The 15,392-nt window shown below is 35.6% G+C and carries 17 protein-coding genes and 2 rRNA genes; 5 read left to right on the top strand and 14 right to left on the bottom strand.

Annotated features, from left to right (window positions below; all coding sequences use genetic code 11):
- Positions 1–19: 19 nt before the first annotated feature.
- Both FCI53_RS19400 and FCI53_RS19405 read right to left on the bottom strand, forming a co-directional pair.
- Entirely contained in the window at positions 20–334 is a 315-nt protein-coding gene (locus FCI53_RS19400) for a thioredoxin family protein (protein ID WP_138420658.1), read from the bottom strand.
- Positions 335–366: 32 nt separating this feature from the next.
- The gene (locus tag FCI53_RS19405; RefSeq protein ID WP_138420659.1) at positions 367–873 is read right to left on the bottom strand and encodes a hypothetical protein; all 507 of its coding nucleotides are present in this window, start codon (positions 871–873) and stop codon (positions 367–369) included.
- 182 nt (positions 874–1,055) lie between these two features.
- On the opposite strand from FCI53_RS19405, the gene FCI53_RS19410 reads away from it, so the two are divergent.
- A complete protein-coding gene (locus tag FCI53_RS19410) occupies positions 1,056–1,496 on the top strand; it encodes a YtoQ family protein (RefSeq protein ID WP_138420660.1) in 441 nt (146 codons plus the stop codon).
- 32 nt (positions 1,497–1,528) lie between these two features.
- On the opposite strand, the gene FCI53_RS19415 is transcribed toward FCI53_RS19410, so the two are convergent.
- Positions 1,529–2,041 carry a DUF84 family protein gene (locus FCI53_RS19415; RefSeq protein ID WP_138420661.1) on the bottom strand — a complete coding sequence of 171 codons (513 nt, stop codon included), beginning with the start codon at positions 2,039–2,041 and terminating at the stop codon, positions 1,529–1,531.
- A gap of 89 nt (positions 2,042–2,130) precedes the next feature.
- A complete protein-coding gene (locus tag FCI53_RS19420; RefSeq protein WP_138420662.1) occupies positions 2,131–3,198 on the bottom strand; it encodes a M42 family metallopeptidase in 1,068 nt (355 codons plus the stop codon).
- A 142-nt stretch (positions 3,199–3,340) separates the two neighbouring features.
- On the opposite strand from FCI53_RS19420, the gene FCI53_RS19425 reads away from it, so the two are divergent.
- Positions 3,341–3,658 carry a PepSY domain-containing protein gene (locus tag FCI53_RS19425; protein ID WP_138420663.1) on the top strand — a complete coding sequence of 106 codons (318 nt, stop codon included), beginning with the start codon at positions 3,341–3,343 and terminating at the stop codon, positions 3,656–3,658.
- A gap of 165 nt (positions 3,659–3,823) precedes the next feature.
- Here the strand turns inward: FCI53_RS19425 and trmB are convergent, their stop codons facing one another.
- A complete protein-coding gene (trmB, locus tag FCI53_RS19430; protein ID WP_138420664.1) occupies positions 3,824–4,471 on the bottom strand; it encodes a tRNA (guanosine(46)-N7)-methyltransferase TrmB in 648 nt (215 codons plus the stop codon).
- A gap of 290 nt (positions 4,472–4,761) precedes the next feature.
- Here trmB and FCI53_RS19435 point away from each other — a divergent pair, with 290 nt between their 5' ends.
- Entirely contained in the window at positions 4,762–5,049 is a 288-nt protein-coding gene (locus tag FCI53_RS19435; RefSeq protein ID WP_138420665.1) for a YtzH-like family protein, read from the top strand.
- Here FCI53_RS19435 and FCI53_RS19440 read toward each other — a convergent pair.
- From FCI53_RS19440 to FCI53_RS19460, 5 genes are all read right to left on the bottom strand, one after another.
- Positions 5,046–5,837, bottom strand: coding sequence for a phosphotransferase (locus tag FCI53_RS19440; protein ID WP_246050160.1), 792 nt, complete (start codon positions 5,835–5,837; stop codon positions 5,046–5,048). The genes FCI53_RS19435 and FCI53_RS19440 overlap by 4 nt on opposite strands.
- 139 nt (positions 5,838–5,976) lie before the next feature.
- On the bottom strand, positions 5,977–6,924 hold the full coding sequence (locus FCI53_RS19445) for a diacylglycerol/lipid kinase family protein (protein ID WP_138420667.1): 948 nt from the start codon (positions 6,922–6,924) through the stop codon (positions 5,977–5,979).
- 694 nt (positions 6,925–7,618) lie between these two features.
- Complete coding sequence (locus tag FCI53_RS19450) at positions 7,619–8,533, bottom strand: NERD domain-containing protein (RefSeq protein ID WP_138420668.1); 915 nt, start codon at positions 8,531–8,533, stop codon at positions 7,619–7,621.
- A 10-nt stretch (positions 8,534–8,543) separates the two neighbouring features.
- Positions 8,544–9,113 carry an RNA 2',3'-cyclic phosphodiesterase gene (gene thpR / locus FCI53_RS19455; RefSeq protein WP_138420669.1) on the bottom strand — a complete coding sequence of 190 codons (570 nt, stop codon included), beginning with the start codon at positions 9,111–9,113 and terminating at the stop codon, positions 8,544–8,546.
- A gap of 63 nt (positions 9,114–9,176) precedes the next feature.
- On the bottom strand, positions 9,177–10,205 hold the full coding sequence (locus FCI53_RS19460) for an ion channel (RefSeq protein WP_138420670.1): 1,029 nt from the start codon (positions 10,203–10,205) through the stop codon (positions 9,177–9,179).
- Between the two features lie 152 nt (positions 10,206–10,357).
- On the opposite strand from FCI53_RS19460, the gene FCI53_RS19465 reads away from it, so the two are divergent.
- A complete protein-coding gene (locus tag FCI53_RS19465; RefSeq protein WP_138420671.1) occupies positions 10,358–10,576 on the top strand; it encodes a DeoR family transcriptional regulator in 219 nt (72 codons plus the stop codon).
- Between the two features lie 51 nt (positions 10,577–10,627).
- Here FCI53_RS19465 and FCI53_RS19470 read toward each other — a convergent pair whose 3' ends face one another.
- Together FCI53_RS19470 and FCI53_RS19475 are read right to left on the bottom strand one after the other, a co-directional pair.
- Positions 10,628–11,347 carry a pseudouridine synthase gene (locus tag FCI53_RS19470; protein WP_138420672.1) on the bottom strand — a complete coding sequence of 240 codons (720 nt, stop codon included), beginning with the start codon at positions 11,345–11,347 and terminating at the stop codon, positions 10,628–10,630.
- Between the two features lie 14 nt (positions 11,348–11,361).
- A complete protein-coding gene (locus FCI53_RS19475) occupies positions 11,362–12,996 on the bottom strand; it encodes a putative polysaccharide biosynthesis protein (protein ID WP_138420673.1) in 1,635 nt (544 codons plus the stop codon).
- Between the two features lie 209 nt (positions 12,997–13,205).
- Here FCI53_RS19475 and FCI53_RS19480 point away from each other — a divergent pair, with 209 nt between their 5' ends.
- A complete protein-coding gene (locus FCI53_RS19480; RefSeq protein ID WP_138420675.1) occupies positions 13,206–14,462 on the top strand; it encodes a BaiN/RdsA family NAD(P)/FAD-dependent oxidoreductase in 1,257 nt (418 codons plus the stop codon).
- Between the two features lie 571 nt (positions 14,463–15,033).
- On the opposite strand, the gene rrf is transcribed toward FCI53_RS19480, so the two are convergent.
- Positions 15,034–15,149: ribosomal RNA gene (gene rrf, locus FCI53_RS19485) — 5S ribosomal RNA — on the bottom strand.
- Between the two features lie 114 nt (positions 15,150–15,263).
- Positions 15,264–15,392, bottom strand: a 23S ribosomal RNA gene (locus tag FCI53_RS19490); the annotation flags it as partial.

Here is a 15,392-nt window from a genome sequence, read left to right on the forward strand (position 1 = left end):
ATATTAGTGTCTCTATAGATTAGTCAAGTGATTCTATAAAAGATTCAATTTCCTCTTTTGTTTTCCTATCTTTATTGACAAGTCTTCCAATTTCTTCTCCATCATGAAAAGCGATAAAACTAGGTATGCCAAACACATCATATTCCTGGCAAATGTCAATGAACAGATCCCGATCAATGTGTATGAATGAAAACTGATCATACTTTTGTTCTATTTCGGGTAATTCTGGTTCAATCGCACGGCAATCTGGACACCAGTCTGCGGTGAAAAGAAAAATTGTCTTACCAGTTTTAATTTTATCACGAAATTGCTCTATGGATTGTAGTTGTTGCATTTATTCCATCCTTTCTAACAAGTATTTTTAGGTTATTGATGGGAACGATAAGCAATCGAGTTAGCCATCTTCATCATCTGTTCTGTATTGTCATCAATCGACTTCAGTTTTGTTCTTGTCGTAATTTTAACCCTACCCACTCCAACTTCGAGTACATAAACATCATCCTCAGAACGAACACCTAAATAACCAAATCGTTCATCATCTTCAAATGCCTCTAATAAAATATAAGCACCTGAATCCGCAGCTTTTTGATAATTTAATTCACTCTTTGTGCTTTCTAATGGGTTGTAAAATAAAATATATGGTTGGTCACCTTTTTCAAGTGTGACATTATTTGTTGTTTCCTCTACAACTTCGAAACCACTTGGTATAAACAAAGTGAAATGTTCTAATTCTGTATTTGTCTCCACATCCTGTTGATTGAACATCGTCTCTGCAATTTCTTTCGTATCGGTGAATACTTCATCTTCTGACTGATTACATCCAGCTAAAAAAATTCCAACCACTACAAATAAGACTGTAACTGTTTTTTTCATCCATTTTCCTCCTACAAATAGGCGTAAACTCCAGTGTTTACCTTATAAACTTTTCCTATTTCCCCTTCTCTATAATACTATGAAATAAAAATTTGACAAGGATTGTCGAATTTCCAACTTTTGTAAGTAAGACAAAATCATTATATAATGACCATAAAGTTTTTTACAAAGGAGGGATAAGTATGGATTTAGTTGTGTATTTAGCTGGACAAATTCATGATGATTGGCGTCAACAGTTAAAAGACAAAGCGAAAGACAAAGGATTACCGATTACGTTCGTTGGTCCTCAGGAGAATCACGATTTGTCTGATGATATTGGTGAAAAAATATTAGGAAAACAACCTGGCAAATCATACAGGGATGATGCTGCCTCAGCAGTTAATAATTTTAGGACAGAAATATTAATGAAAAAAGCGGATGCTGTTATTGCGCTGTTTGGTGAAAATTACAAACAATGGAATACTGCAATGGATGCAGCATCAGCTTTAGCATTAAATAAACCAACTATTCTAATTAGACCCGAATCACTCGTCCATCCATTAAAAGAATTATCTAATAAAGCAAATATTACTGTCGAGACAGTCGACCAAGCATTGGATGTATTACACTATATTTACAAATAGGAATATGGGTACCTTGAAAAAGCGCTGAATATTCAGCGCTTTTCTTGTAAATAGAACTCATATTGACCTTTCAATAGTTTTAACACATGTGTAAACATTTCTTCCCTACCAACAAATTCGTTTGTAAAAATTCCAATTGCACCTTGTTTTTTTCGAATATCTTTTTTTTGCGTATAGGCATCCATAATTTCACCGAGTTCTATCCCTTTTTCTAATTGTTGTTTGATTTCTTCTGGTAACGGAATTCGAGCTCCACTTGCTGTAAAGGTTTCACCAGTCTCATCTACAAGTGCCCCCCAATTACAAAGAAACAAAGCTCCATCCATTTCCATCACACCGCCTTCTAACCCAATACCGATGGCACTGGTGGACTTAGCCGCGCACTCCCTTGCACGATTGATTGCACCTTCTAACGTTTCTTCATCAGAGTAAGGTTGTAGGGACACTTTCGACTCTACATCAACCTCTTCTACCTCTGCATGAGCAAAGACATTCTGTACAGCTTTTATTTTGGTGGGATTTTTTGAGCCTATATAAATTTTCATCGTTTTCATCCTCTATTCCATGGTAAAGGACTTACTATCCTGATTGATAGCAAGTCCCTTTAAGCGACAATACAGCTAAACCGAGTAGGTTAGCTATTTTGTCTAATCTGTTCCACAGTAGTTTGGTCTGTTGATTTTACAAGTTTGATTAATAACTCTTTTGCTGCAGCATAATCATCCACATGAATCATCGAAGCATGAGTATGGATATAACGAGAACAAATACCGATTACAGCCGACGGCACCCCTTCATTTGTAAGATGGACTCTACCAGCATCTGTTCCACCTTGTGATATAAAGTACTGATACGGAATATCATTTGATTCAGCGGTATCTAGAATAAAATCTCGAATCCCTCGATGCGTAATCATGGAACGATCAAATATACGTAGCAGTGCACCTTTTCCTAATTGTCCAAATTCTTTATCATCTCCTGACATATCATTTGCTGGAGATGCGTCCAAAGCATAAAAAATATCTGGTTTTATCATATTGGCAGCTACTTGAGAGCCACGTAATCCTACTTCTTCTTGAACGGTTGCACCAGAATACAACTGGTTTGGTATTTCTACACCTTGTAATTCTTCTAACAATTCAAGTGCCAATCCGCATCCATAACGATTATCCCAAGCCTTGGCAAGGATTTTCTTTTCATTTGCCATTGGTGTAAATGGTGTGATTGGTACAATTTGTTGACCTGGTTTTATGCCAATTTTCTTGGCATCTTCTTCATCATCTGCCCCAATATCAATCAGCATATTCTTTAATTCCATTGGTTTTTTTCGCTGTTCTGGTGTTAAATTATGTGGTGGGATCGATCCAATAACACCAGTAATAGGTCCATTATCTGTCATAATTTGTACGCGTTGTGCTAATAGTACTTGTGACCACCATCCACCAAGTGTTTGAAATCGAATCATACCATTTTTGGTGATTTGTGTAACCATGAAGCCTACTTCATCCATGTGACCTGCAACCATTACTTTAGGGCCAGTACCATTCTTTATACCAAACACGCCTCCTAAACGATCTTGAATCACTTCATCGGCGTAATTTTCTAATTTTTGCTTCATAAAGTTTTTTACAAGATGTTCATTCCCTGGGGCACCTTGTAATTCTGTCAATGTCCGAAATAATTGCTGTGTTTTTGTATTCATATGTAATACCTCCAACTTATTCTCCACCGTATATTGTATCTGATTTATGTACAGGTTTCCAACTTTTAATCATTGTTACGTTTTCTATTTTCTCTTATTTCTAGTATACTAATACTAAAATTTTAAACACGAGGTGACATTTATGGACTGGAAAAAAGTACTGATCTCAGCTGGACTAGGTGCACTTGCGGGATATGTGATTGCTGAGCAAGTTAATAATCGCCCAATTAGCCCCGAAAGTGCCTTACGATCAGTAAAAGAAACATTTAGAAAAGAAGGGCCGATTAGTGGCTCTTGGATTTATATGAAGCCTGAAGAATTAAATAAAAACGGTTTAAACTACACTGTATATCATGGAGGAATTACTCGTACCATTGATGGCCAAAATCATCAATATGAATTCTTTGTAGATGCGGATACAGGATCTGTTATTGAAGTGGCAGAACGTGAAGCTAGTTAAAATTTCTATTCCAAAAAATTCTATATAAAAATTACGTCGGAGTTTATATTGGCTTCGACGTTTAAAAATCAATCAACTATCTAATGACTTACCGACGGTTGCACCATATATATCAACCACAAAAATGGGGTACATCAATATGTACCCCGTTTTTGAAATTATATTTCAGTTTCTATGTGGAAAATGTGCCCTACATCGATGAATGGATTGACCTTTTGCAGAGAACTTTTCTTCATATTCTGTCATAACATTCTTTGGATCTTCATAAGCATGTAAATCAAGTAGTACCTCATCTAACTCCATACCAAATTTAGAAAAACTAACTAACGAATATTCGAATAACCCTCGATTATCTGTTTTAAATACAATTTCTCCATCATGTTTTAATACATGTTGATACTGCTCTAAAAAGGTATGATAAGTTAATCTCCGTTTTTCATGTCGACTTTTTGGCCATGGATCAGAGAAGTTTAAGTAAATCTTATCAATTTCGTTCTCCCCAAATAAATCACGTAAATCTTCAGCATTCACATTAATAAGGCGAATATTCTTTTGTCCCGAGTCCAATGACTTTTGCACGGCACTTACAATAATACTTTTAGCAACCTCTATCCCAATGAAGTTAACTTCTGGAAATTGTTCGGCCATGCCTACGATAAATTGACCTTTTCCTGTACCTATTTCCACATGTATTGGTTGATCATTACCGAAAAAATCTTGCCACTTATTTTTGTTATCAAAGGGGGCTTGGACGACAACCTCATCATGCTCTTTAAGATAATCATCTGCCCATGGTTTATTACGCGCACGCATATTGTATCTCCTCTTATCATTTTATTTAAGGTAAACACTCGCTTAGGGCATCCCAAACAGATTGTTACCTTGAACCAACCGTGTGTAACGAAAGTATACTCCTACTTGTTTGAAAGTGGAGTCTTGCGGACGGTTGCACCGGAATCAATTTTATAGTCATCATTATTGTTTGTAAAAAAGCAACTATTATCAAGCGATTAAAAAGTAAAAAGACTGAATGACATCAGCCTTTCACTTGCATATTTAAAGGATCTTTTGCTGATACTATGACCAAAGGATGGTGTGTTAAAATGTCTCTAAATGTTGATGATCAATTAAATGTTCTAAATGACCTACTAAGTGAACAGTCAGAAGATTGTTGTGGAAGTGTATCTGAATGCCAACAGATAAAAAGGATCGCACAATCAATCATGGCAAACAATGCTGTTAATGACCAACAATTACAACAATTATTACCGGAAATATATAACTACAGTAAACAAGGTGAGAACGCTCAAAACCTTGATGAACATATTATAACCAATCAAGCAAACTTAAAAAACTGGGTGAATGTAATTCAATCCTCGAATACCCATTAATTTACTTTTTTAATAAGCCGCTTAAGCTCATTTAGTTGATGAGCGGCTTCTTTATTTTTTCCCTTTTGACCATTCCAAATATAATAGGTAATGGTTCTGACAATTAAATACCAATACATTCTGTTCAACAAATGCTGGTCTTTTGTTGCACCATAATGATCTAACCAATCATCCCATTCATCTTCTGGAATATACTCCAGTAGGATCGTTCCAATATCCATGGCTGGATCTCCTACCCTTGCATTATCCCAATCGATTAAATATAGTTGATCATCATTAGAAAGCAACCAATTATTATGATTCATATCACAATGACAAACAACTTGGTGATTAGAATTTATATAAGGGGTCATTCGATCTAAATATTTAAGTGCTTGGTGAATTTCAATACGAGCATTAGTAACGCCATCTTCTTTAATTTGTTGCTTCAAACTTGCTAACATTTGGTTTGGATTAATTGGATTAACTTCAATTCTCATGAGCATATCTAATAATTCTGAGGAATGATGAATTTTACTTAACATTTTGGCAACCCTAGGATGCTTCATCTCTTCTGGAGAAAGTTCTCTCCCCTCCAACCATTGTTGAGCAGTGATAACATCTCCATTTTCCAATCGCTTTGTCCATACCAACTTTGGAACAATGCCTTCAGCAGATAATACTGCTAAAAAAGGAGAAGAATTACGTTTTAAGAAAAGTCTTTTTCTCTCGCTGTGTGCATAGTAAGCCTCACCAGTGGATCCGCCAGCTGGTGTGATCGTCCAATCTTTACCTAGAATATGTTCCAAACCTTTCACCTGCAATTCCTCAAATCTATACATAAATTTCATTGAATAGTGTTTAAAACCATAATTAAATCCATACCTTACTTATCAAGACGTGCAAAGAGACCTATAAAATTAGATTAACTTAAGTGAGGATATGATTTCAAGATATTTTTTTGGAATTGCCCCCAAACAACACTCTTTTGCTCGCATTTTTTGAAATTTGACATGATTTACAAGTGCCTGCTTGTCCATCCACTTGGTAATAAATAGGATTCTGAGCTATTATCTCAACTGCTGTCACATCGTAAATGGACACTTCTTTAAAGTGTATATGCTTTCCTATGAAGACTGTCAAAAAAAATAATAGCACCTTCCATGCTGGGATCTCACGCATAATTAGTAATGGAAAGCTACTACCTTGAACTGTTGTATTAGGTGCAATTTTCATGCCACCACCATAATAAGGGTGATTGGTTACTGTTACCATCCATACATCATCTAAACGTTGTTTATCACCATCAATCGTTACCTCAATCGTTTTTGGTGTGAAATTCTTTAACACTTTTAGCAGGGAAACAACATAACTAAACCAACCTAATTTTAAATGACTGAGCCATCCTTTATATTTTGATTTATTATTTTCTTCCACAATTTCTGCATCAAAACCAAATCCAATGCTATTGGCGAACACACGTCTTGCCTTACTCGTTCTTTGATTAACGACATACGTACCTGGATAGAATTGCCGCTTTCGCTTGGTTACCATGATGTTTTCTAAAATTTGTAATGGTGAGCCATTAATTTGATAACCTTTAGAAAAGTCATTACCTGTTCCTGCTGGTATAAAAGCAACTGGTACCATCGAGTAATTGGATAACCCATTAAGCACTTCATGCATTGTTCCATCACCGCCAATAACAACCATCGTTTCAATCCGATCGCCATGTAGACTAGCTAATTGTTCTGCCAATTTTTCCGCATGCCCCGCATATTCCGTGTAAAATGCTCGACAATCATGTTTCTGATACAATGGACTGCTTTTCACCTCTTCGAACACACGTAAACCCCTACCATTACCAGCCACTTTATTTATTATCATTATATACATTCTTCCGACTCCTCATGATGTGTGTTATATTAGGACAATTCATAAACTTTCATCCAATGTTACGACGCATAAGCAGTATTATGCGACATATCTTGGCTCTATTACTTTCTTACATTCTGATTGAAAGAAGTGCTCTACCATCGTTTCGGCAGAATACTACGCTTTCCATGGGCACGGCCTCAGCTAACTTGGTAAAGAACCCCACTTTACCAAGTGGATCTTCAGCTCGTGCTGTTCCCATAGGAGTCTCCGTATTCTGCCTCCACTAAATGATGTTTCCTGATTAGTAATAGATGTATGCCTGTTAAACAATGCATTTTGTATACTTACTCTTTGAGTGCTGTCAAGTTGTAAAATATCTTTTTTTATTCGTTCGAAATAGACAAACGAATGGATTCATTTTTCTTATCTTTTAATTAATAGCTATTATTTTGTTTTGTTTAATTAAGAAATAATCAATAAAACTTTAGATCACACAAACAGCGGAGGCAATACGCGGAGACTCCTACGGGAGGAAAGGCCTAGGTGAGACCCCGCAGCGAGGGACGAGCGAGGAGGCTCAACAGCCGCCCGTGGAAAGCGTAGTGTATTGCCGCAGCGACTTTAAAGCACTCATCTTTTATAGGAAGCGGTGAGTTATGTCGCATAATACTGCTTATGTGACAAGAATAGTATTAAAATAGTAATCGCTTTGTCAATAATGATCCGTATCATCGTCCCATTCGGGTCTTTTCCTGGACACTGTGTAGCAATGTTTCAATAAGACCTCACACACTTTTAATTGTTGATGTTTCAGCGGATACACTAAGTTTTTCTTCTGTTGTAACCAACTGTCGTGTTTCTCTATGTCAATAATAATCGTATTATATGGTTCTAATTGAGATTTTATAGTATTTGTACGAGAAAGGATAATTTTATAAATAGGAAAGTCAATATCATAATTTTTAAAAATACTTTTCACAATATGTTCCGTTCTTTTTAAATCAATCATAGGACTAATAACCTTGGATCGATTATGATTGCTTTCTTTATACCATGTCCGATCGTCACCTTCTACAAATTCTATTGATGAATCATCTTCAACGAAACGTATTATTTCCAAACCAATTGGTGAAACAAGTATTATCTCGCCTTCGATTGGTTGATTTTTCACTTTAAATACAGGCTTGTATAATAATAGACAAGTATCTGGAAACCGTGTCAAAAAGTATTTCAATTTAAAATCATCATATAATTGTCGATCAATAAACGACATTTCCCCTACTGTCGTTGAGGCCCATTTTAATTGAAACGAGAAAAGAGAATCCAAAAAATAATGCTTAAGTGCATTTTCTGTTGAAGGCAATCGATCCTCTTGATGATATCGGTCATTTTCTTCTGTAGTTGCTAATTTCCGCGAAAATAAACGTCTCCAATTTAACATATGCGAAGCTGGCTGATCCATTGGCTGACTGGTTTCTTGACTACTTTGTTGTTGTTTTTCTTGCTCCCATAATTGATAAACGGATTTCCAATTTTCTTTTTTTAAACGAATAAATCGTCCTGGATAATGAAAAATATCTGTTTCATATCTTGATATATAATCATAAATTTTTATTAACTGTGCCAATGTTTCCACTTCACCCCGTTAGCTGGATTGTTTTGATTATTTCATATTTTGGTGAATGAGTGGGATGGATCCGATAAACAACAAACGAATCAATAGTTGTTTTCTTTATATCCATATAATTTTTAGCTATAGTAGAAAAGTACTGCGGCTGTAGTCTTGTTCCATTCCACTTTTTTGCTAGTGTGATATGAGGACGGTATACCCGTTTTTCTCTCGGAAAACCTATCTCTGCACAAGTATCCTCTACATTATGCTGAAGTTGATCCAAGCGATCTGATTTTTGGACACCCGCCCACAGAACTCGTGGTTGTGTTTCATTTCCAAAACTACCAATGTGACCAATCTCTAAATCAAATTTCGATAAGGAATGTATTGATTCTAACTTAGGTAGCAATTCAGAAAGTAAATCATCATGAACCCCACCTAAAAATTTTATTGTTATATGTAGGTCATCTACATGTGTCCACTGTTTAAATGCTAATAACTCATTCATTTTTAGTTGGCTTTGCCACCCTCTTAGCCATTGTTGCAATCTTTGTTGCAATGGAATCGCAATAAAATAATGTGGAAGTTGTCCCATGTCGTTCCTCCTTTCATCATTCAGCTCTTATTATTGCAATACTAGGTGAAACCATGTATCTTTTTAATGTTTTGTTTTTGATATTTTTATTAATTGTTTATGAGTTTCTTGATTGCAAACAACATATAGTTCCGCATCTTTAGGCAACGGTTCGTCTAACATACGGTTAATACTGAGATTGTTATGATCAGCGATTAATGTGGCCCCTAATTCTAACAGCTCATTAAAAGCATCTCTATAGGTCTTCCACTTCGGAAAAGTTGGTATCAAATATAAATCATCACCATGAGATCGACTTAACAATTGGCTATATACACTTGAAATACCTTTTCTAAAAGCTGAGCGAACAAATAATGAGGAAATTGTTTCATTAGAATGGATAAATTCATCTACGTTCATATATTCAAAATTCTTAATATGGTTTTCATCCATTACTTCCACAATTGTATGAACATGAGATGCAATCGATTCTATCGCAGAAGCAACTAATAATGTTTTTCCATCACTTAGTTGATCATCCTTAATTGAATCATCTGAAAAAACAAGTACTGCTTTTGCTTCCGTAATATTTGCTTTTTCTAGCGTGTTCCTTTCCGATGCATTCCCTTTTATATAATGAATGTTTTCCGCTAACATTGGTGCTTTTTCTAAATCATCAATGATAATAATTTCGATCTCTTTCATAGTTTCAAGCATTTCTTTAATCGCAAATTTAGCTTTTTGGGACCAACCAATTATTACGTAGTGGTGCTTATCCTTATACATAATCTGACCTTCCTCTCTTCTTTGCCGAAAGCTTGCTAATCCATCCACGACTTTTCCAATCACGACTCCGATGATTCCAATTCCAAATAAATAAAGAAACAATGCGATCAATCGTCCTCCAAATGTAATAGGTGACAAATCACCATACCCTACCGTTGTTACGGTTGTCATTACCCACCAAAATCCATCAAAATAGGTAGCGAAGGTTTCAGGCTCTACCTGAACGATAAGTATCGTTGATAGAATGACTAATAGCAAACTAGTAGTGACGATCACACTATTTTGAATCTTCACCATTTTTTTCATTATTCTTCTAATAATGTACATGTTTCCCCACCTCAAGCATACAATTGATACTATAAATTATCAGTAAATTTACACAAAAAACTAGCCTTTTAGTTCAAAAAGGTGTAAAATAAGATTAACTTCTAGATTCTTTTTCACCACGTGTTTATGGAACAACTTGAAGGAGTGGTTTTTTGAATCAATCAACAACCCGAATGCTAACTCGTGTTAAGGCTGAATATCTTTATATTAGAGAAAAAGGTACGGTCTCTACCACTGAACTTGCTGAAGAATTTGGTATAACAGACCGAACCGTACAAAGGGACTTAAATGTTCTAGAACACAATGGTCTTGTTATTAGTCCAATCCGGGGTAGATGGAAAACTACGAATAAAAAGGTTAAAATTTCTTAAGTCGAAAATACAAGAAGGCTGAGTTATTCAGCCTATTTTTTTTGAACGAATTTATCCGTTATGAATCGATGTTAGGTACGAATATTCGCTATCTGTTAATTCTCTGTATTCACCTACTAGTAGATCTGAATCTAGCTGCAATGTTCCCATTGACAACCGTTTTAAATACACTACTTTTTTGCCAACTGCTTCAAACATTCTTTTTATTTGATGAAATTTCCCTTCTGTGATCGTAACTTCAATTTCAGATATTTCCCCTCTAGTTAAGATGTTTAATTGTGCAGGTTTCGTAACATACCCATCATCTAATGTAACACCTTCTTTGAACTGAGTAATATCATCTTCTGTCACTCGTCCCTGTATATGGGCAAAATACGTCTTTCCAATATTCTTTTTAGGTGATAGTAACTGATGGGCAAGCTTCCCATCATTTGTTATTAGCAATAACCCTTCTGTATCTTTATCTAACCTTCCTACAGGAAATGGTTGAAAAATACTATCTTCTGCCTCTAATAAATCAATCACCGTGTTGTCATGATTATCCTCCGTTGCGGATACATAGCCAGGTGGCTTATTCATCATTAGATAAACGTACTCTTTGTACTCAACCACTTCCCCAAATACCTTTATCGTATCCTTTTCGGGATCAACGTGTGTGCTACTATTTTTTATAACAGTGTCATTCTGTAAGACAATCCCCTTTTTCAAGAGGGTTTTTACTTCTTTTCGACTACCATATCCCATATTGGCAAGTAATTTATCAATTCTCATAAACATCTCCTATCTTATTCTCTCTTCCTTTTAAAGAACTTATCAAGGATTCGAATTCGATTTCCTAGAACTCTCTCTAATAGTGTTGACTCGTAACTCAACCATAAGTATACCGAAGCACCTAATATCACACCGATAGCAAGAATTATAATCGACTCCATTCTTCCATCCGTATAAACGATTGAAAATCCTAAAAACCATTTGGCCAACCATACAACACAGCCCATAATTGTTACAAAGATACCAACCAACATGGTTCTTTTAAAAATTTGATGAAAGGAGAAATCCACTGATCTTTTTATTTTCCATAAATTCAAACTAACCACCGTTGCAACAGCTAAAATAGTTGCAAAGATAGCACCTTTGGCACCAAATAGGTGAATAAACGGAATATTACATACTAATTTTATTATTAACCCAGCTGACAGACTAATAACAGCAAACTGTTGTCTTTCAATCCCCTGCAAGACAGAAGAGCTTACCGTAAAAAATGCAAAAAACAGACCAACTGGTGCATACCATGCGAGTAGTGGTCCAGAAATATCAATAGTTTCTAGTCCATATAACGATCCGTATGCCTCATTCGCAAGTAAGGATAAACCAACAACAGCCGGTACTACAAATAATATAATAATTTGAAATGCTTGGTTCATTTGTTTAAACATTTGTACTTGTTTATTCTCTGTGAAGGACTTCGTAATTGCTGGCAACATCGCTAATGAAAGACCTGTTGCTAGTGTTACTGGTATAATGACTAATTTATGCCCAAGATAGTTGAAACTTGTATAGGAAATTTCTGCAAATTCTTGGGTATAACCAATCGATGTCATTGTACGGATTAATGTAAACTGATCAATTATTTGGTATAGCGATGTCGCAATCCCAACTAAAATAAATGGCCCTGCATAGTGAAACAATTCTTTAAATAAACCTTTTAACGGTAGATCATAAGACCTTTCTTGTTCTTGTAGTTTGCTATCAAGATATGGCTTTCTTTTTTTCCAATAGACGTATAAAACAATTGAAGAAGCAATTGCTCCAATAAAAGTTGCAAAAGTTGCAAAACCAACTGCTAGAGGGATAGAACCTTCAAACACACGCACAATTAAATACGCAGAGATTAATAAGAAGATAATCCGAGCGATTTGCTCAACTACTTGTGATACTGCTGTTGGTCCCATTGATTGATAACCTTGAAAAAAACCTCTAGCAATACTCATACTTGGGATGATCAGTAATGCGAAACTAACCATCCGAATTACCATTGTCGCATCCTCAACCGAGTTACCTGTGCTACCTTCTACAAGTGTTAATTTAGCAATAAATCCAGCACTAAAAAATAGAACAAGAAAGGATATAACGCCTGTAATCATCATAAGAGATAAACCATTTTTAAATATCCGTCGTCCAGTTTGATAATCTCCTAGTGAATTATATTTTGCTACAAATTTAGAAACCGCTAATGGAACTCCAACGGTTGAGATGCTAAGAATAATGTTATATGGCGTATACGCATAAGAAAATAATGCTGTGCCTGTTTCACCAACAAGCCATTCAAATGGAATGACATAAATCATGCCTAAAAATTTAGAAATAAAAATACCTGCTGTCAGTAGCATTGTGCCACGTACTATATTTGATGTTGCCATTTTGTCACCTGCATCTATTGTATAATCGAACGTTACTATTTTATCATAATTTCATCGATAAAACAGAAATTGTTTCCATAAACCATTATTTAAGTCTAAAATATTTTGCAACCTTACTACATATGTAATGATACGTATAGTTGAACAATGGCCTCTAGAACAGTATGATAGAATGGAAGTATAACGTTAGAATGAAAGGAATGAATTATTTGTCCTATCAAGTAACAATCATTGGTGGTGGGCCATCTGGACTTATGGCAGCGATCGCTGCAGCTGAACAGGGTGCTAGCACTTTACTTATTGATAAAGGAAATAAACTCGGAAAAAAACTAGCAATCTCTGGTGGGGGACGTTGCAATGTAACGAATCGCTTACCACAGGAAGAAGTTATCAAGCATATTCCTGGAAATGGTCGTTTTTTATATAGTCCATTTTCTGTATTCAATAACTACGATATTATTGACTTTTTTGAAGAACTTGGTGTTTCGTTGAAAGAAGAAGATCATGGTCGAATGTTTCCAGTTAGCAATTCTGCGAAAAGTGTTGTCAATGCTTTAATCAATCGGCTACATGATCTAGATGTCACAATCAAAACGAACACACCAGTAGAGGCAATTGATTACGGTCATGATAAACATACTGTGATTCTTAAATCAAAACAAAAAATTGAAACAAAGACAGTCATTCTTGCTGTTGGTGGAAAGGCAGTACCACATACCGGTAGCACAGGGGATGGTTATGCATGGGCAAAAAAAGCAGGGCATACGATTACTGAGCTTTATCCAACCGAAGTACCTCTTCTTTCCAATGAAAGATTTATTAAAGAAAAAACTTTACAGGGGCTTGCTCTTCGAGAAGTTGGATTATCCGTATTAAACCCTAAAGGCAAACCAATTATAACGCATAAAATGGACATGCTATTCACGCACTTTGGAGTATCTGGCCCTGCTGTATTAAGATGTTCTCAATTTGTTGTAAAAGAATTGATGAAAGGGAGCAAAACAGTAACGTTGTCAATAGACGCATTACCAGATCGCACGGAGCAAGAAATTTATGATCAATATGTACCACTCATCGACAACAATCCTAAAAAGAGCATAAAAAATATATTTAAAGGAATTGTTCCCGAACGATATTTAGACTTTCTTCTAACACAAAATGACATAAATACTGATGATAAGACAGCAAATATTTCCCGGGAAAAGATTAAAAATCTCATAAATGATCTAAAACAATTCAAATTCGACATTAATGGCAGCCAACCACTTGAAAAAGCTTTTGTTACTGGTGGAGGTGTATCTACAAAAGAAATCACTCCTATTACAATGCAATCGAAATTAATGCACGGATTGTATTTTTGTGGTGAAATTTTAGATATTCATGGATATACCGGTGGATATAATATTACATCCGCAATGGTCACTGGAAGAGTTGCTGGAATGAATGCAGCTTGGGAAGCTCTTTAATTATTATACGAGAATTTATTTTCCTTTTAAATTTGCTTACCAGTATGGCAATTGGTCAGTCTTTGAAAATTTAATTGGAAAGCGATGATTGAAGCATAAAGGAATGAGGATCCACTTTACTTTAATTAGAGGATCCTCATTCCTTTATTTAATGAAAACTCGCAGTTATAAGTGGTGGTTCTTGGTTCTCTTATTTGCTTGGTTTTTGGTAAGTCGATTTTGGTTTTGGGCTTTTAGGGGGAATAATAAACTTGTATGTTTCATTGTGTGGTTTCTAATCCCTTTCTTTATGTTATCCCGGTGCTGTCGTCCTTTAGACTTCCACTTTAAGACATGATATGAAACGGAGATGTTTAAAACTTCGCTCTCAGCCTAATTGATTCAAGTGCTTACTGGTCTCTCTTGTGATACTCACACTCAACGTGGAAGAGTATAAGCCCTACCGAATGAAGCACTCTAGCGTCTTGTTACATTTATTAGTCTTATTAAAAACAATGTCCCCTTTTTTTATAGTTTCCATCTCTATACTAAAAAACCCCTTAAAGATAACACTATCTTTAAGGGGTAAGTTGCTTAGCGGCGTCCTACTCTCGCAGGGGCAAAGCCCCAACTACCATCGGCGCTGAAGAGCTTAACTTCTGTGTTCGGCATGGGAACAGGTGTGACCTCTTCGCTATTGCCACTAAACCGTATTTTTTTAAGAACAAAATATTTTATATGCATTTTTCATATAAAATGCAAGTGTTTTTTTTGTACCTTCAAAACTAGATAAGAAATACTCAAGACAATCAAACCTTAAATAAAGTTAAGTCCTCGATCTATTAGTATCCGTCAGCTGCACGTGTCACCACGCTTCCACCTCGGACCTATCAACCTCATCGTCTCTGAGGGATCTTACTCATTTAAAATGATGGGAAGTCTCATCTAGAG

Origin of the sequence: Aquibacillus sediminis (genome assembly GCF_005870085.1) — a bacterium.
GTDB lineage: Bacteria > Bacillota > Bacilli > Bacillales > Amphibacillaceae > Aquibacillus_E > Aquibacillus_E sediminis.